This window comes from Sphingomonas arabinosi (assembly GCF_036663715.1).
Lineage (GTDB): Bacteria > Pseudomonadota > Alphaproteobacteria > Sphingomonadales > Sphingomonadaceae > Sphingomonas.
Map to the genome: position 1 here is coordinate 32,137 of NZ_JAXOJN010000013.1, position 16,688 is coordinate 48,824.

19 protein-coding genes are annotated in these 16,688 nt (G+C 61.2%); 4 read left to right on the forward strand and 15 right to left on the reverse strand.

Annotated elements, in window-relative coordinates; all coding sequences use genetic code 11:
- Window positions 1-6: 6 nt before the first annotated feature.
- From traU to U1708_RS17175, 14 genes are read right to left on the reverse strand one after another with little or no spacing between them, the layout of a single operon-like run.
- Entirely contained in the window at window positions 7-1,023 is a 1,017-nt protein-coding gene (gene traU, locus U1708_RS17110) for a conjugal transfer pilus assembly protein TraU (RefSeq protein WP_332747197.1), read from the reverse strand.
- Window positions 1,020-1,298: a hypothetical protein gene (locus tag U1708_RS17115; RefSeq protein WP_332747199.1), complete on the reverse strand. Its 279-nt coding sequence runs from the start codon at window positions 1,296-1,298 to the stop codon at window positions 1,020-1,022. Before U1708_RS17115 ends, traU begins: the two co-directional genes overlap by 4 nt.
- A gap of 4 nt (window positions 1,299-1,302) precedes the next feature.
- Entirely contained in the window at window positions 1,303-1,935 is a 633-nt protein-coding gene (gene traW, locus U1708_RS17120) for a type-F conjugative transfer system protein TraW (RefSeq protein WP_332747201.1), read from the reverse strand.
- The gene (locus tag U1708_RS17125; RefSeq protein WP_332747282.1) at window positions 1,932-2,483 is read right to left on the reverse strand and encodes a S26 family signal peptidase; all 552 of its coding nucleotides are present in this window, start codon (window positions 2,481-2,483) and stop codon (window positions 1,932-1,934) included. Before U1708_RS17125 ends, traW begins: the two co-directional genes overlap by 4 nt.
- Window positions 2,464-3,117, reverse strand: coding sequence for a TrbI F-type domain-containing protein (locus tag U1708_RS17130; RefSeq protein ID WP_332747203.1), 654 nt, complete (start codon window positions 3,115-3,117; stop codon window positions 2,464-2,466). The genes U1708_RS17125 and U1708_RS17130 overlap by 20 nt, the downstream gene beginning before the upstream one ends.
- Window positions 3,114-3,455 carry a hypothetical protein gene (locus tag U1708_RS17135; protein WP_332747205.1) on the reverse strand — a complete coding sequence of 114 codons (342 nt, stop codon included), beginning with the start codon at window positions 3,453-3,455 and terminating at the stop codon, window positions 3,114-3,116. The genes U1708_RS17130 and U1708_RS17135 overlap by 4 nt, the downstream gene beginning before the upstream one ends.
- A 5-nt stretch (window positions 3,456-3,460) precedes the next feature.
- On the reverse strand, window positions 3,461-6,043 hold the full coding sequence (gene traC / locus U1708_RS17140) for a type IV secretion system protein TraC (protein WP_332747206.1): 2,583 nt from the start codon (window positions 6,041-6,043) through the stop codon (window positions 3,461-3,463).
- Window positions 6,040-6,996, reverse strand: coding sequence for a conjugal transfer protein TraV (locus tag U1708_RS17145; protein ID WP_332747208.1), 957 nt, complete (start codon window positions 6,994-6,996; stop codon window positions 6,040-6,042). Before U1708_RS17145 ends, traC begins: the two co-directional genes overlap by 4 nt.
- Window positions 6,993-7,871 (reverse strand): DsbC family protein, encoded by an 879-nt coding sequence (locus U1708_RS17150; RefSeq protein WP_443030077.1) that lies wholly within the window; start codon window positions 7,869-7,871, stop codon window positions 6,993-6,995. The genes U1708_RS17145 and U1708_RS17150 overlap by 4 nt, the downstream gene beginning before the upstream one ends.
- On the reverse strand, window positions 7,858-9,192 hold the full coding sequence (locus U1708_RS17155; protein WP_332747210.1) for a TraB/VirB10 family protein: 1,335 nt from the start codon (window positions 9,190-9,192) through the stop codon (window positions 7,858-7,860). Before U1708_RS17155 ends, U1708_RS17150 begins: the two co-directional genes overlap by 14 nt.
- A 3-nt stretch (window positions 9,193-9,195) precedes the next feature.
- The gene (locus U1708_RS17160) at window positions 9,196-10,014 is read right to left on the reverse strand and encodes a type-F conjugative transfer system secretin TraK (protein ID WP_332747212.1); all 819 of its coding nucleotides are present in this window, start codon (window positions 10,012-10,014) and stop codon (window positions 9,196-9,198) included.
- Complete coding sequence (locus U1708_RS17165; RefSeq protein WP_332747213.1) at window positions 10,011-10,583, reverse strand: type IV conjugative transfer system protein TraE; 573 nt, start codon at window positions 10,581-10,583, stop codon at window positions 10,011-10,013. The genes U1708_RS17160 and U1708_RS17165 overlap by 4 nt, the downstream gene beginning before the upstream one ends.
- 1 nt (window position 10,584) lies before the next feature.
- Window positions 10,585-10,875: a type IV conjugative transfer system protein TraL gene (gene traL, locus U1708_RS17170; RefSeq protein WP_283514569.1), complete on the reverse strand. Its 291-nt coding sequence runs from the start codon at window positions 10,873-10,875 to the stop codon at window positions 10,585-10,587.
- Between the two features lie 59 nt (window positions 10,876-10,934).
- Window positions 10,935-11,255 carry a TrbC/VirB2 family protein gene (locus U1708_RS17175; protein WP_332747217.1) on the reverse strand — a complete coding sequence of 107 codons (321 nt, stop codon included), beginning with the start codon at window positions 11,253-11,255 and terminating at the stop codon, window positions 10,935-10,937.
- 330 nt (window positions 11,256-11,585) lie between these two features.
- Here U1708_RS17175 and U1708_RS17180 point away from each other — a divergent pair, with 330 nt between their 5' ends.
- The 4 genes from U1708_RS17180 to U1708_RS17195 all read left to right on the forward strand — a co-directional run bounded on the left by U1708_RS17180 (window position 11,586) and on the right by U1708_RS17195 (window position 15,506).
- The gene (locus tag U1708_RS17180; protein ID WP_332747219.1) at window positions 11,586-12,113 is read left to right on the forward strand and encodes a hypothetical protein; all 528 of its coding nucleotides are present in this window, start codon (window positions 11,586-11,588) and stop codon (window positions 12,111-12,113) included.
- A gap of 92 nt (window positions 12,114-12,205) precedes the next feature.
- On the forward strand, window positions 12,206-12,718 hold the full coding sequence (locus U1708_RS17185) for a hypothetical protein (RefSeq protein WP_332747220.1): 513 nt from the start codon (window positions 12,206-12,208) through the stop codon (window positions 12,716-12,718).
- Window positions 12,719-13,412: 694 nt separating this feature from the next.
- Window positions 13,413-14,309 (forward strand): replication initiator protein A, encoded by an 897-nt coding sequence (locus tag U1708_RS17190; RefSeq protein WP_332747221.1) that lies wholly within the window; start codon window positions 13,413-13,415, stop codon window positions 14,307-14,309.
- 408 nt (window positions 14,310-14,717) lie between these two features.
- Window positions 14,718-15,506 (forward strand): helix-turn-helix domain-containing protein, encoded by a 789-nt coding sequence (locus U1708_RS17195; protein ID WP_332747223.1) that lies wholly within the window; start codon window positions 14,718-14,720, stop codon window positions 15,504-15,506.
- A gap of 197 nt (window positions 15,507-15,703) precedes the next feature.
- Here the strand turns inward: U1708_RS17195 and U1708_RS17200 are convergent, their stop codons facing one another.
- Window positions 15,704-16,600, reverse strand: a complete 897-nt coding sequence (locus tag U1708_RS17200) for a lytic transglycosylase domain-containing protein (RefSeq protein WP_332747225.1) — start codon at window positions 16,598-16,600, stop codon at window positions 15,704-15,706.
- Between the last annotated feature and the right edge of the window lie 88 nt (window positions 16,601-16,688).

Consider the following 16,688-nt stretch of genomic DNA (forward strand, 5'->3'; position numbering starts at 1 on the left):
CTCTCCTCAGAGCACGCAGCAGTTGCGCTTGCGCCAGACGAGGTAGCCCATGTCCTCGCCCTTCACGGGGAAGGACCGGCCTGCCTGTGGTGGCATGGTCGAGGCCCCAAGCGGCGAGCAGGCCATCTTGCCGCTGACCATCGGGATCGGATTAACCATCTGGACGCGGTATTGCTGCTTGCGCAGCACCGGCATCGGGTACTTGTTGCACAGGCCCTTGGAGCCCATCGTGCCCCAGGCTAGACCTTCGCGGTGTATCTTGAAGGCGAAGCGGGCAAGCGCGAGACGCGACGCCTGCACATGGCCGATCGAGGCGGCGATGTTGCCGTTGACCGGGTACATCGGTCCCTGACAGCCAGCGCACCAGAAGGTCGCATCGAGCGGCAGCTTGGCCGTTGCCGCGATGCAGTCGCCTGCGCACGCAGCCTGCGCGATCGGCGACGAGAAGAGCACGGCTTCGGGATTGATAAGCGCGGTCAGCGAGTCATCCTGCCAGAGCGGGTCGACCTCGGTCATGTAGGCAATATCGAACGACGCCTGCTCGAAGCACAGGAAATCGGTCAGGATCTCCATCCAGTAGAGCAGCGGATAGACGTACCAGTGGACGTGCCACTTGGACGTGTTCTGCCCGTTTCCGCCGGTCTGCGATGGTCCGGATAGCTGGCCCTGGCCGATGTCGAAGCCGGGCGCGATCTTCGTGCCACCCAGATTGACGAAGCACCACGGCTTGGTGGTGACGTCGGCAAGACGAACGGGCTCCCAGAAGCCGGCCGAAATGCCGATGCGCGGCACCGGACTGCCACACGCACAGACGGGGAGGGACGGGTTTTCCGTGTCGGCGCGATTGCTCGGCCAGATCTTCAGGCCACCCACGGAGAGCGGGAACAGGCACGACCAGCAGACGTCAGTGATCGGGTTCACGAATTTGCCCGAGCACTTCGATTGTGCCTCCGCGCGCGGGCTAAGTGTCGTCGAAAGCACGAACGCACCCAGCAACAACGTCAGGAAGCGCAAGAGCTTCATGCGTGCTCTTCTGACGACTGGGCGGCATCGAGGAACGCGTTGTCGGCGCGGTTCTTCCGGAAAACGTAGAGCGCGGTATGCAACGCGGTCGTGGCCAGGATCGCCGCTACGACGAACGAGGCGGGACGGCCGAACAGGGCAACAAGCGGCGAGATTGCTATCACACCGATACCCGACAGCACGCAGAGCACCTGGAAGGTCCGGCGCATGGTGCGCAGGTCGTCGGTTTCAGGTGCAGCCATCGGCGTGCGCAGGAGGTCGAGCCACAACGGCATCAGCTTATCCCTTCAGCTTGATTTCGGAGAGCTTCAGGACGCGGCCGTTCTGGACGGCGACGGCCGGCGTGTGCCGGATCCCGAGTTTGCCGGTGAGTCGACCTTCCTGATCGAAATAGAAGCGCCGCTTGCGGTTGGTCATCTCCTCGATCGGCGAGCCGTTCACGAGGATGATCTTGGCTTTCAGGTCGCTGTATTGCGACGTCGCCCATTCCATCTGTGCGGCGTCATCGCCGTCGACGAAAACCAGCGCCTGATGGACCGCCACGAAATCGAGAGGATTCACGGTCTGGCCGGCACGAGCGATGTAGTTGCCCTTCTGGTCCTGAACGTCGCGCTCGATGACGATCGTCGGATCATAGGCCCAGCTGCGTGGCTCCGTCGTCGCATTGATACCGGCGACGGGCTTCGGCCGACGCACGCGCGCCTCGGACCGTTTGGCGAACTCGGCGTTCATGCGGTCGATCCCGCCGGTGGCTTGGAGACGCTGCAGGCGGGCCTCGATCGTCGCCAGCAGATCCGGCTCGATAATCGGAAAGACCTGGCCGACGACGCCGTGATCGCTCGCGCGCGTTGCCGAGGTCAGCGAAATCGATAGCAGGGCGACGATCGCGAAGGACTCGATCGCTCGCTTCACAGGATGGGCTGCCCGACACCGACGATCTTGTTCGAGCAGGCGTAGCCGATTGCGGCATAGCGGCTGTCAAAACCGTCCTTGTGGGGGCTGCCGACATAGTAGCAGCCCTGCGGGATCACGCCTGTCGGGCCGGCCACCAGCGGCTCGCCCAGTTTAGTGACAGGCTTCATGTGGCTGACGAGCTTGCCGGCGACGAACACGTCCGCGCCGCGGTGCACGACCGTGTCACCCGGCATGCCGTAGACAATCTTGCCGAACATCTGCTTCTTCGCACCGAAATGCTTGATGACGAGCGGCACGGCAGGCGGCACGAAAAAGACGTACTCGGCACGCTTGGGCACTGCCGTCTTGTGGATCACGAATGCCCAGTTCGGCAGCGATTCCGATGCATTGATGAGCAGCCCGTGCGTGTCCCGCCACTCGGCGATCGCGTTCAGCGAGATCCCACCGGCGACGAACAAGCCAAGCGCTGCCCAGAGGCGTTTGCGGGGACGGAAGCCCTCGGGCGCTGCTGGCGCCGCAATTGCCTTACTGGCCACCGGGACCACCAAAGCTCGAGACCATCGCGCCGGCAACCGACGGATCAACCGTGGCGGCTTCCTGCGCTGTCGCGGGGGCAGGCACTGCGGCAAAGGGGTTTGGCGCGGCGGGTACGGGGGCGACATGCGCCATTTCGACAGGCGCGATCGCCGGCGCGGCAGGCACCTGACCCCGCATCATCGACCCCATCTGCGCGGGCGTCGCCGGCATCGGTGCCTTCACGCCGGAGGCATAGACGGCTCTCGCCACGTCGGCCGTGATGTCGGGCACGCTCTTGGACAGAACTGCCTCACCCACGAGAACAACCTGACCAGCTGCACCGCGACGCTGCAACTCCGTATCGAGCGATGCCATGAACGTGCGCATCTGCGCCTGTACCTGGTCGGGCGGGGTCGCGCTACGGGCCTGCGCCTGCACATACTCGCCAACGATACGGGACAGGTCTGCCTTGACGATGTGCTGCGGCTTATCAGCCATCACCAACTTGGTGACCCACATGCCCCATACCAGCGCCAGGACGAGGGCGGCAGCGATTAGCAGCTGCGCGGCGGTATAGCCGGCGAACACCGTCTTGCGTCGGACAGCAACAGCTACAGGTGAGGCAACGGGCTCAATCGTTGCGGTTTTGACGGCCCCGGTCATGCGTGACGCTCCCGGCGACCGGTATCACGCGGCAAAATTGCGTGACGGCGGAAGAACAGACACGCGCCGGAGATCACCATGTGGACCACGCCCACGATCATTTTGAACTGGCTCACTCGGGGCCCATCGGCCGCGAGGTAGCGGCTGGTCATGTTCTGGAGATGGTTCATCATGCCATCGAGCGAGAAGCTGCCGATGAGCAGGAAAAACAGGACGAAGACGCCCCACGTCATCAGCAGCGTCGTGGCCATGAAGCCGGCGAAGTGCAGTCCGAAATAGAGGAGGTAGCCGTAGTCGATTTTGCGCTCGACGTGGAGGGGCTGAAGAACGGTTGCCATGGTGGTCACTCCGCTGCGATCGCCAGCGCGTCATCGGCGCTCGGATCGGTCCATTTCTCGGGATTGTCGGGGTAGGCGACCCGTTCGATCGACTCTTCCATCGTCAGCCCCTGCGCGAGCAGGTCATGGATGGCCGCGAAGGTGCGGGGCGAAGACGAGTAGACCGTCGCAGAATAGGGATCGAGGACGAGCCGGCCGACCGCCAGCGTCTCTGGCCCCTTGATCATCACGTCGGAGTATTCTGAGCCGTTGCGCTTCAACGAGCGGAGCAGCGCATCGGTGTAATCGTCCATCTCGAAGCGATCGTGCTTCTTGAAGTCGGCGATCGTCTCCGCCTTCTGCTGCAGGATGACGAACCAGTCGCTGTTCTCGAGTGCCGCCTTCGACCCATCCGACTTGTAATAGTCGTTGAGGCTCTGCGTGGCGGTCACCAGCGACGCGCCGTATTTGCGGCAGGTACGGGCATAGGCTTCGATGAAGTCGGCCATCGAGCCGCCCTTGAGCATCTGCCACGCCTCATCGAGCAGCAGCGCCTTTGGGACCGAGCGGTCCTCGCGGCGCATCGCCTGTGACGCCATGAACATGATCGCCGTCAGGGCGACCGAACGAAGCTCCTCGCGCGATGACAGATCCGACAGTTCGAACACCGTCAGGTTGTTCTTGAGCTGGAAGGACACCTCGCCCTCGAAGAAGCGGCCATAGGTGCCGTTGGTCGAGAAGGGGCGCATCGCGATCGCGAGATTGATGGCGAGAGGGTTTGTGGTTTCGTCGAGCGCTGCGATGACGTCGTTGACCGAGCCCTGCCGGCCTTTCTCGGCCCAGACCTTGTTGATCGCGCCATCGATCAGGCCGCGCTCGGTATCGTCGAGCTTGTCGATGTGCCGCGCCATCTGGTTCACGATCGATTTCAGCATGGCGAAGCAGTCCATGAGGTAATCCTCATCGGTCTCCGCCAGCACCGGATCGATCATCGAGAACGGGTTGATGCAGAAGCCCGATGACATCGTGAACTCGACGAACGCGCCGCCCTGCAGCTTGGCAGAATGCTCGAACGACCGGCCATCGTCGATCACGACGACCTTGGCTCCGGCGCCGACCATCGAGGCGCACAGCTCCTGCAGGGCCACCGACTTGCCCGAGCCGGACTTGCCGAAGACCGCCACGTTATGGTTGCCCGCCGTGTTCTCGAATGGCGACCAGAAGAAGGGCTGGCCGCGCCGACCGATCAGCATCAGATGCGGGTTGTTGCCGCCCAGATACTCACCCTGCAGCGGCATCAAGCTTGCGGCCGTCGTGGTCAGGACGGTGCGCAGCCGCTTCATGTTCTTGAGGTCGAACGACAGGCCATTGGCCATCGTCATCGGCATCGCCGCGAGCAGCCCCTGGATCTGCAGATATCGATCGTCGAGCAGGTCCCAGCCTGCCGCACGGTATACCGACTTCAGGATGCGCTCATTGGCGTCGCCCTTGCCCTTCGGGCTGAACGAGGTGACCGAGTAGAAGGCCTGCACGAGCTTGCGGCCCTGGCGCAGCTCGTCCTTCACGAAACGCCACTCTTCGGACTGGTCCTTCAGCTGTGGTAACATGCGGGCGGACTTGCTGTCGGCGAGACTGGTGGTGCGCATGAACTTCCGGCCGGCGCGCTGCCCGGAGGCTTCGGCGTCAGGGAAGTCGAGGCACAGGTTGGTCGACACGGGGCAGGGCATGCGCAGCTTGTCGGCGAACATGTCGCCGATCAGCTTGGCCATGTCCCACGGCGCCCAGCGCTGCGGCAGGTTACGGACCGAGAAGGAGCGGACATCAAATGTGTCCGGATAGATCTCGCCGATCTCCGGGGCATGGTCGACAGTCTTGCCAGTCGGACGAAACCGCTCGGTGCGTAGGAGGATGCGGTCCGGCTCGATCCTCATTTCGAGGTCGTGACGCACGGCCTGGTCTGCGATCGGGTCGAACGGATTGTAGGTGATCGTGTCGTCACCGGGTGCTGTCGTGGGCGAAGTGATGTCATCGATCCACGAGATGAGGCCCTTGGGATCAATTGCCCGTGCGTGGACGCCGAGCGACTCTAGCGCGGAGATCAGCCCCTCCATGACCGAGGTGATTTCCTCGTTCGACACGCGGCTCGATTCCGGAGTCGAGTAGGACAGGCCGAGACGATGATTACGCAGGCAGAAAGGCGCCGATGCCGACAGCGAGTTCCAGACGCCGCCCATCAGATACTCGGTGCGGTGCCGCGCCATGCGCTCGTAGATGCCCGATGCCGAATAGCGTGGCATGTACCACTGCGACAGCTTCTCGCTGATGCGCGGGCTCATCCAGCCATGCACCTGCAGGGCACCCGGCGTCGGAATGCCCTCGGACAGCAGCTGTGCCAACATCTCGTGGCTTTGCTCGGTCGCGCCGATCATCGGCGTTGCCTCGAGGAAAAAACCACGCGATGCGCTGTTGTAGTAGATCTGCGTCTTGGGGTCGTAGCCGCGGTAGGGCAGCCAATGGACGAACCGTGGGACGGCTGTGTCCGGACGGCCGTTCTCAGGCTTGGCGGAGTCTCCGAGGAGCGTGGAGAGCAGGCCTTTGAAGATGCTCACTGGACAACTCCGGGGAATGAGGATGCGCGCAGCACCGGCAGCGGGTTCACGCTCTTTGCCGCCTCCCGCGCTTCAGGCTCGGCACGTGCAAGGGCGCCACGAACGGCTGGGTTGGCGCCGACCGCGGCGATCGCGGTGCGACTGGCCGGGGTCACGTACTTCGGCGTGATAACCGCCGAGGTCGACGTGACGACCGGACGAACAGGCGCAGGTGACGGGAGAGGCTTGGCGTTGGCGGTCATGCCAACCGCTACCGGCGTGTTTGTCGTGGGGGCCGCTGGCTTCGAGCCATAGGTCAAAGCGGTAGGAGCGCGGAGAGCGGAAGGTGACACCGAAAGCCGGCGTGGCGTCTTCGAGAGCCGACGCGCGACCTGGTCCTTGATGTCACCGACCGGATCGGCCTGAACCCGTGCTGCGGCAACGGCAGCGGCGCTTGGCAGGTCCGGATCAACAGCCGCTTCATCGCTTGCGGATTGAGGCTGATCGGCGTGATCAATTGCAGCAAGCAGGGTGTCACCGCCGGTGGCTGCGCGGACCTGAGCCGGCGTTGTGGCGACCGTATTGCTCGCAAGGGCCTGCTGCCATTCACCACGCTCAACGACCGCATGTACGGCTGTCTGCTCATGCAACCGGCCCGCCGCATCGATCTGCGCTGGGAAAATGATGCGCAGCACGCGCTCCTGGCTGCGTGCAGGTACAGCAGCCGCGGTATCGAACCCACGGCCCTCGCTATGCGGCGCCGTGTACGGTCCCGCGGGAGTAATCAGGCGATCGCCATCTTGGCCGGAGATCAACGCCAGCGCGCGATCGTCGATGACCGAACTGGGCGCGCAGATACCGTCCGGCGCGACACAGCTGAAGCTGCCCTTCACATTTCCGCCGAGCGTCGTGCAGCCGGTCATCATAGTACCGGCTGCGAGCGTCACAGCGAGACAAACGTGGACCTTATTCACGACCGGCCTCCAGCGATGAAGGAAGCGAGTGCCTCCTTGGGACGATAGCCCTCGATCATCGCGCCATCGGCGCGGACGATGACGGGTGTTCCGTTGAGGCCATGCGACCGGGCAAAGCGCTCATTGGCATCGAGGCCCGAGGTGTCGCAGGTTGCGGCGTTGCGCAGCGGCTCGCCGGCATAGGCCTGATGAAGCGCGGTCTCGCGGTTCTTGGCGCAATACACCTGATTGGCGAGGTCGCGGCTGCCCAGTACCGAGATCGGACGTTCGACCACCCTGACGTTCATCGAGCGCAGCGTGTTCGACAGCGCACGGCAGTAGCCACAGCGAAAGTCACTGAAGACCGTAACCGTCTTGCCCGACGGATTGCCCCAGACGATTGCGCCATCCTTGGGGAGACCATCGAGCGAGATGCGCGACGGCGTCGCCGGCGTCGTAGGCTGCGAACCGGCACCGACCGCCTTGGCGATCGGGGGCTCGCCGCTGTCAGCCGCATTGTTTGCCTTGGCGGCCCCGCCAATCAGCGTGTCCGGATTGATCTCGAGAAGGCGGGTGGCTGTCAGATCCTGCCGCGTCTCCATGTCGTAGACCCGGCCGATGACAAGGTAGCGTCCCGAGCGATCGACGTAGAACAGATTGTTGCCCGCCGTCACTTCGCAGAGGCCGCCGACGACAGCGCAATCAACCTTGCTGACCTTCGTCTTGGGCAAGCGGGCCTTCAGGAGCTCGATCACGGACGCATCGGCAGGACGAAGCGCAGCAAAGGCATCCTTTGCCCCGATCATGGCTGCGAAGAACGCCGCCACGATCAGGAAAGCGATCAGTGCCAAGCCGGCGAGCTCGCGCCGACCGCCGCTGCTATCAATTGCGGACATAAACACCCTCCAGGAAGACGATTTCGACGTCGACGCCAGTCGGCATTTCGATGACCGGCTGGTACTGCTCGGCGCGCTCGATCAGATATTTCGACAAGTCTTTGCCGGACTCCTGGGCACCGCCACCCAGAGCCCGAAGACCAACGTTGCCGAGGTTTGGCGTCTGGTTGATGCCACTCCCGCCGTTGCCACTGATCGTCGCGACCGGCATGTTGAATGCGGAATTGAGGGCCGTGCCCGCCCCGCCAACTAGGCCGGCGAAGAATGCCTGCATGGCAAGCGAACCCTCGCGGCTTACAACACGACCACGGACACCCGTCTTGCCGCCAAAGGCTATGAAGCCCTTGACCTCGGACTCCGCGTACCGCCCGCCCGGCTGCGGGCATGTCATCTTCTGGAGCTTGATGTAGACCTTCTCACTCGACAGATCGCCGCGCGCCGCGCCGTTGATGAGGCAGCCCTGGATTTTAGTGGTGAGAAGCTTGCCGTTCTGTAGCACCGAGCGCGCTGGCCCGGTGATGCGTAACACCACGGGCAGCGGATCGCTCTGGCTGTTAACACCAGCCGAGGCATCGACACCCACGACGACCTTTGCCGAAGCGAAGCTGTTCGCAGGGAGGTAGTTCGGGCTGTCGGTATAGACCGTGTTACCCTTCGAAACCTTGGAGGCATTGCCAGTCTCAGCCGATCCGAACGAGACCATTTTAACTTCGCTGAGGCGGGCGGGCGCGGGCGCTGCACCAGGGCCGGTAGCGCCAGGGTTACCGTACAGCGCGGCACTGCCGGGGCCGTACATTGCCTGCGGCCCGGGCACCGGCGCGGGCGCGGCCGCGCGCTCATTGACCTGGCGGCGGAGCTGGTCGTTCTCAGCTTGATAGGCAGAGACCACACGCTGGCCGTCTGCCGACATCGACTGATTTTGCGCGCGCATCGCATCGAGCTGCTCGGCGAGCTGCGCGACGCGGGCGTTCGTGCCCTCGACACCCTTCAGCTGGTTCTCGTTGGACTGGAAGCGGTTTTCGGACTGCGCCATCCACTCCTGCTCGGACTTGGTCTTGTTGGTCATGTCGCTGACCGAGACCGTCTTCCTGTCCGCGCTATCGGGATCGATCTTCTTGGCCGCGTCGTCACCGCCGAAGATCCAGAACGAGGAGGCCACCAGGACCACACCGCACCCGACAGCGAGCTTCATCTGCTGCTTCTTGCGGGTCTCGACATTGCCATCCAGTTCCGATGCGATCGGGGACACACCGTCGCCGTCAGCGACTTCAGGAGCGTCGAGCGGCTTGCGCTCGCGAGAAAAGATATCTTTGATGCCCATGGCTTAGTTTCCGTTCCGCGAGACGAGGTAAGCGGTCGTGACCCGACCTGGCGCGAGCTTGGGTTCGGCGATCGACACCGCGAGCGCGCTCGATGGCGCCACGCTGGCCTCGGTGAGCACTGTTTCCTTGGTGCCTTTGTTTTCGATGCGCAGGACGCGGCCGGTGAGAGCGTCGCCGCGATATTCGGCGATCATCTGAACCTTGAGGTCGCCGACATAGACGGGCTTGAGCGAGCGCTGACGCATCTCAAAGCCGTCGACCGTCTTGTTGGCGTACATCGCCTGCACCAGCGTTACAGCGGCCTCTTCCGGGGAGGACGTCTGTGCAACCTTGGGGGTCGTGCCGGCTTCCGCGGCGTCGGCCTTGGCGATCGCGGGGTTCGAGACGAACACCTGTACCGCTTGGTCGCCGCTGATCCGGCACTGGAACTTGTAGACGTAGCCGCGCTTGCTGGTGCCGAAGAACGACAGAAGCTGGCGGCCAAAGCCCTCCGGAACCGACAAGTAGATGTCGCCACGGACCGGCTCGTTGACGACCGAGAAGTCGTCCGACGGGTTGCCCGTGTTGATCTTGGACACGCCGGCGAACTCATCGCCGACGAGGCTGATCCGGGTGAGATCCTTGGCGGACGCATTACATGAGACCTGCGCGCCGTCGTCGGCCATCAAGGTCTGGTCACCGGCCGCAAAGGCAGGCGCCGCGAAGACGAAGAGGGCGACGGCGATCAACGCCGCGCCGATGATGCGGCTCAGCCAGCAGAACGTGCGGGTGGAGAGGGCAGTACCGAGCGCGGCGCTACCGATGGCATAGATTGGGGTCACATCATGGCTCCCGGACGGGTCTTGGGCTGGACCATGCTGAAGCCGACGAGCTTCAGGGTCATGCCGGCATATTCCCAGTCGTAGACAAAGGTGCGCTGCTCGGACGAAACGACCTTCTGACCGATGACCGTGTTGAGCTTACCCGTCACGGTGGACTGGAGCGCCTTGGGGTCGATCTCCATGCCGTCGAGCGTGAAATACTGCGACATGCTGGAGCCGCGCTGCTCGTCAACGATCTTGAGGAGGTCGGCTTTGATCTTGCCCTGCGACTTGGGCGAGACGATCGCGAGGACCGACTTCATCCAATAGTCGAGGCTGCTCGGCGTGCGGTTGAGCGTCAGCACGGCCGTGTCGCGGGTCACGAGCTCCAGATACTCGCGCGAGACACCCGACGTGGACAGGGTGACCGGCGAACCCAGAACAGGCTGCAGCACGATTTCGCGACTGCGCGTTGCCGACATCAGAAGCAGAAGCGCGACAATTCCTGCGAGAACCAGCGCGGCGATGCCGAGGACATTGCGCTGGCGTAGGACGCGCTGCGACTGCGCGTGCTGATAGCTAAAATCCATGTCAGCCCACCATCAGTCGGAGGTAGGAAGGTGGCGTGGCGCGCAGCGACGGGAAACCGCCGGGAAGATGCCAATACGCCAGATGAATCAGCCACGAAGTCGCCCGCCCAGCTTTAGCCCTTCGCAAGGCCCACCAACCCAGAACGGCCAAGCCGATCCCGATGACGATGTGTTGAGACAGGATCCCCCAAACGAAGGGGATGACCATCGCTAGGAACTCGTCGAGCGTCCAAAACCCGATCAGCTCAGGGTCGTCGAGGTGCGATGGGATCACGTACTTATCGGCTGACATCACGCCACCTTCAAAGACGATGCCGGCGAGGCTGCTATCAACGCCGGCACCGGGTCGGGTCAGATGGTTGCGGTGACGGTCGAGGTGACGATCGGGATACCGGTGCCAGCACCGACGCCCACGCCGACCGGGATTGCGACCTGGCCGAGCGAGAAGCGACCCGAGGCCAGACCGACGACACCGCCAGCGAGCGACAGAACAGTGATGATCTTGCCGCCCGAACCTTCGAGGAAGCCGGTGAAGGCGTTGAGCGCCGTATTGAACGTAGCGTCCGCACCAGCGAATGCCGGCGAGGCGAGAACGGTTGCTGCTGCTGCCGCACCAATGACCGCCAGGGCGGTCGTCTCAGCACGACGGCCGATCTTGAGCATGGTCTTCATGATAAGGAGTCTCCTTCGATCGAGCGCATTTCAGCGCGCCCACAAAGAAGGCTGAGGCAGGGATTCTTTCGCAGCAATCGCCGGCTTACGGAACTTATTAGGAGGCCGTCGATTTAAGCGAAAATGCGACGAGTGGAGTTCCACGACGCATCCAAAAGACACCTCTGTCCGTCGTTACGGACGATTCGTCCGGCGTCACGGACAGATGTCCGCCCACGCGGACGACTGTCCGCCTACACGGACACTTGTCCGCACAGGCGGACAGGCGATATTCCGCTTCTGGAATGGCTACGAATCACGACCTGAGGTGTGGCATTAACGCGAAACCGAATGCAGATAGCCCATGCTGTTAGGAGGTTTAGCAATGCGGTGGTATCGGCGCGGATGAATACTGAAGACCAAGCAATGCAACGCGCATTCAGCGTCAAGATATCTGAGTCGCTATGGCGCTTGATGACAGAAAGTGTTCGCCTTTTTTCAAATAAAAGCATGCGCTTCGCTAGCATTAGCGATGTTGTAAACGACCGAGCTCTGGAGGCGTCTACTCTGCAGGCACATTATCGGCCCAGCTCGCTTACAGAACATTTGCGGATAATTCCCACCAATGGCGAAATCGGCGTAGAGCTGGAGATTCTAGAATCTAGCGTATCGGCGATTGACGGTAGTGTTCCGGGTCTTGAGAAAATGATAGGCTCGTCCGTTAGTTTCGCCTCTGCGGTCTCATTGGTACTTTTCGACTTTATTGTTGAGGAGGCCAGGACGGAAGCCATGACAAAGCTTGGTCTCAACGCCGAGGATGCCGCTGCATTTCGAGCGGCTGCCCGCCGAGTGGAAACGAATGTGATCCCATTCCGGTGATTGATCTGCATTAAATGACAAAAGGTTAATGAAGGGTTGCCTTCATCGGAGATTAATGCCTACCTGACGGGACACGGCTGGGGTCTGGGACGATGGAACCGTCAGAGCAGTTTGAACAAAGGGTTAGCGAAGACAATGCCACCCCAGAGTTGGTGGATTTCATTCGGATCCGCATGGTAGAGATGCGCTTCAGTATCCGAATGTTGAAAGCGGCGACCCCCAATATTCGCAAAAGTCGCCTTCACTCTATTGTGCATCCCGACCGATCGAAGCGCCGCCCAATGCGGATGGATGAGGGCAAGGCGATCTGCGCAGCGCTTGGAATAAGTCAGTGGGAAGCCGCGTTCGGCTGCGAGCTACTGGAGGGCGAGTTGAACGACCGCCCCGAGGAAGCGAGCAACCTCGCGGCATTTATGGCAACTCTTTTCGTAGGATTAGCACCTCGGTTGGCAACGGCCGTGGTTAGTATCAGCGGCCTCGACTTAAGCGACGTTAAGCCTGAGCATGGCCACCAGATCCAGGACCTTGTTTTGGACGGCTTTGAAAAGGGTTATGAGGACCTGGTCCGACGGAAGGGCCTTCGGCTTGGCCGTAACGAGGAATAGCAAAGCCGTAACCTGACGGAATCGAAGAAGCATGCTGTCTGGCATGGCGCCGACATCGGGCAGGCAGTCTATCGCCGCCAACCTCCTCCTATCGCGACCTCGATATTGAGCCGACGCTTTCAGTGCTGAATTGCACTTGCGATCGCGCTGACGTAGATCGGGCTATGACGAGCCCGCCATCCTCCAAATCCGCGGCCCGATCCATGCGCGCCCGAACGGCAAGTTTTCGGGAAAAGGGATGGGTTCGAAACAACTTCTGGCTTTCACCAGAGTCGGTAAGCGCCCTCGATCAGCTGAGGAGCGAGCTATCTGTTAGCAGCCGCGAACTGACCGTGAATGCCGTCATGGAGCTAATCAGCCGAAATCCAAGCCTGCTCCAGACGATCCGCGGGGCAACTCACGACCCGGTCGTCGGAGGCACCCAGGCTTTGAGTGGAGGGGGAAGGGGGTAGGAGGATGGGGGCAGCAAGTCGGGCCGGCAGCTGACTAGCTTCGACGAAGTGTCGTCGAAAGCACGAGGATCGGGCGAAAACGGAGCGCGGACGCCCGCTCAGCATAGGAAATCGAGCCTAGATTCGTGCTTTCGACGACACTCTTCGTGCTTTCGAAGACAGCTGATGACCGCATAGGATTTTTGCGGAAGCGAGCGTCCCACCGCCAAACGCTAGCCTCTGACCGGCCTCAGGAGATCAAGATGACCGACAAGAAAACCGGCCAGGGCGACCTGTTCACCTTTGATAGCCCGCTTCTGACCGGACTTCAGGGCGAGCGCTCGTTGATGGCATATCCATTCTTCGCGTTGGCGAAGACTGCTTGGACTAAACCACTCGTGTATAAGACGGACTCCGTCTCGATCGAGGTAGGTCCGGGGCCAAAAGGAATAGCGACCATCTATGACAAAGAGATACTTTTATATATCGCGAGTCTGATGGTTTCGAAACTGGAGGCAGGACTCCCAGTATCTCAAGAGTTCTATTTCACCGCAAATGATCTATTTCGGGTGACGGGAGTGAATGCGTCGTCGCGGTCGTATACTAGACTATCGGACGCTTTAGAGCGGCTTCAGGGAACCCAAATAAAGACCGATATACAAGCTGGCGGTGAAGGCGAGGCCGGGTTCTTCTCTTGGCTAGAGTCCGCTAGACTGCAATACACGACGAACAACAGCAACGAGAGACGTCTAAAGGCTGTCAGAGTTCGACTTTGTGACTGGCTCTTTCGAGCGATACTTAGGGATCGCCACGTGCTTGAATATACGTCGACTTACTTTCAACTAGGGCCTGTCGAGCGCCGTTTGTACGAGGTGGCTCGATCTTCCTGTATCGATGGGCCCGTGAGCATGACGTTGGAAGATCTCCGCCTTCAGCTGGGTTACCAAAGCTCCCCTCGGCATCTGAAATCCATTCTCAAAGATGTAATAGACGAGAACTCCATTCCTGGTTTTGTCTTCTCAATTGCCGAGCCATCTCCGACCGATGGACTAAAGTCGCGAAAAGTGGCGTTCGAGATCGTCCAGATAACACCCGAAGCCGGGATCCACCGGAAAGCGAATCAGGTGATCCATAAGCTTGATGAGCCTGACGTCGACTGAACACCCCCATTTTTTACGTTCTGACTGTCGTCAATAGCACGAAGACGAGCGCATACTGTCGTCGAAAGCACGAGCCGACGAGACTTAGTGTCGTCGAAAGCACGAATGTTTTCTGACGAACGTCGTCGAAAGCACGAATCGCCAAGGTTTTATTAACGGAATTTCTCAGCCACATTCCGAGCGAGAGTTTTCGCAATTTGCGAAGGCCAGATAGGACTTGGCTGTGACCACATAAACGAATGCCCGGCACGAAGCCGGGCACCCTGAAAGTTCGATGTCCGCGCCGGCAAGCGCGATCGAGATCACCACGATTTCTGACATAGGCCTTTCTGAGCTTCGGTTCAAGGATGCGCGTTTCGCGCCACGCTATCGCTTTGCCTGGTCCGGCCTCCATCGAGGGGGAAGGCAATGGAAGCTATTAACATCGGCGGAGCATTCACCAGTTTGCTCTCCGGCATGCCCGTCAGGCGCAAGCCTGCGCGGTCTGGAGCGCTGCGTCACACCGGTGCGCCGGTGCTTCGCAACAGCATCGAGGCGGGAACGTTCGAAGAGAGTTTCTTCACGCTGCCGGCCGCGGGCGAACTCCACAAAATATACGCAACCGCAAAAAGAGCCGTGGACGAAGCCAATAGGTTGCGCCGTGTCGCACGTAGCGGCGAGCGGACAATGACCGTCGCTGAGCGCATTCTGCTTGGTCTGACGGAAAAGGGACTGCGGGTGCTCGAGGAGCTGCTGACCCTTGCTCGATTGAACAAGGGGCAGGTCTACCCGAGCTACGAATATCTGATGGATAGGACCAGCATTGGCCGCGCGACCATAACACGAGCGCTGGCCACTCTGGAACGGTTAGGCTTCGTCATTCGCCAACGGCGCTTCAAGCGCGTGGCAGGCGAGGGAGCTGGGCCGCGATACCACCAGACGTCGAATGCCTATCGAATGCAGCTTCCTCAGCGTCTGGTGACGCTCGTTCCGCGCTGGTTGCGTCCTGCGCCGATCCCTGTGGATCTGGAGCAGCACCACCTCGAGCAAATTGGCGAGACGAAGGCAATGCTCGCTACCCTCTCTTGCAGGGAATTCGCCGAGGCCACCGTTGGAGGAGCTCTCGGGAAGATTCTTGCTCGCCTCGGTGCCGGTGTTGATCGGGCGGAGCGTGAGGCTCACAACGGAACGCAACCGCTATTGGAATCTATTAGATAAGGAATAATCGGAGTTGGCCTTAGACGGCCAACGCGCAAATTTTGGGAGGCCGCCGTCGACGACCGATCAAGCCAAAACCGATTTAACCAAGAGGATAAGACAGGAGTGTCGGCCAAGGCCGCCACAATGCTCCCGAGTGGAGCATGCGACTTCTGCTGTCTTTCCCCCTTAACGCGGAGGTGCTCGATCGGTTGAAATCAGAACTGCGCTAACGTCACCGCACGGGAATAACCCTTGGAAAGTGTCGACATCGTTGACGGCGAACCCATTGGAGAGGTGAGCCGCGACCAGTTGGCGATAATGTTCGTCACATAGGCCTGCGTCTCAGTGATTCGTGGCACCAACCCTCCGCGTACGCGCCCAGGTCCTGCATTGTACGCGGCAAGGGCAAGGTGGACTTGACCGAAATGGTCTAACTGCTGGCGGAGGTAGCGGGCTCCACCGCGCATATTCTGAAGGGGATCATACCGATTTACGCCTAGGCCGACCGCAGTCCCTGGCATCAACTGCGCGAGGCCGTAAGCGTTTGCGGTTGAAGTCGCGATCGGGTTGTACCCGCTCTCGCGAATTATCATGGCGTCAAACAATCCCGTCGGAATGCCATGCTCGCAAGCGACCGCGCTCATCATGCCATAATAGGCGGCGCGGCGTGCTTCTGCGCTACGCGCGAGAAACCCCGACGGACGATAAGCGAGCGGAGCGCAACCGGCTTTGAACGAGATCGGCTGGACAGTGGTCCCCCCGCGGAGCCAGCCCGGAACTTGGATCGACGAGAAGGCTGCGATACCAGCCGTTTGCTGATTCAATACAGGGGCAACCGCCGGGGTTGCTCCGGAGGCTGCCATCTCCTGCTGCATTCGGAACTGGACGTAGCGACGACTGAGATCATGTACCTGGAAAGCGTCGGGCAAAGGAGACGCCTCGTTCATCGAGGCCAAGACGTTGGGCGAGGATGCCGCTTCCGCGATCGGCAAGCTTCCTGTCATCGAGATAAGCTCGACCTTTCGGAGGGCTGCCCCTCTTGCCGCAGCACCGGCTTGCGAACCGACAATAAGACCGGCGCAAAGGCCAGCAACAACGAGTGGATAACGCACGGAAAACCCCAAGCGAAGTGATATCCAAGAGTTGAGATCATGCGATTTACGCTTGTCAAGACCACCAGACCTGCCGAAACTGCCTCGA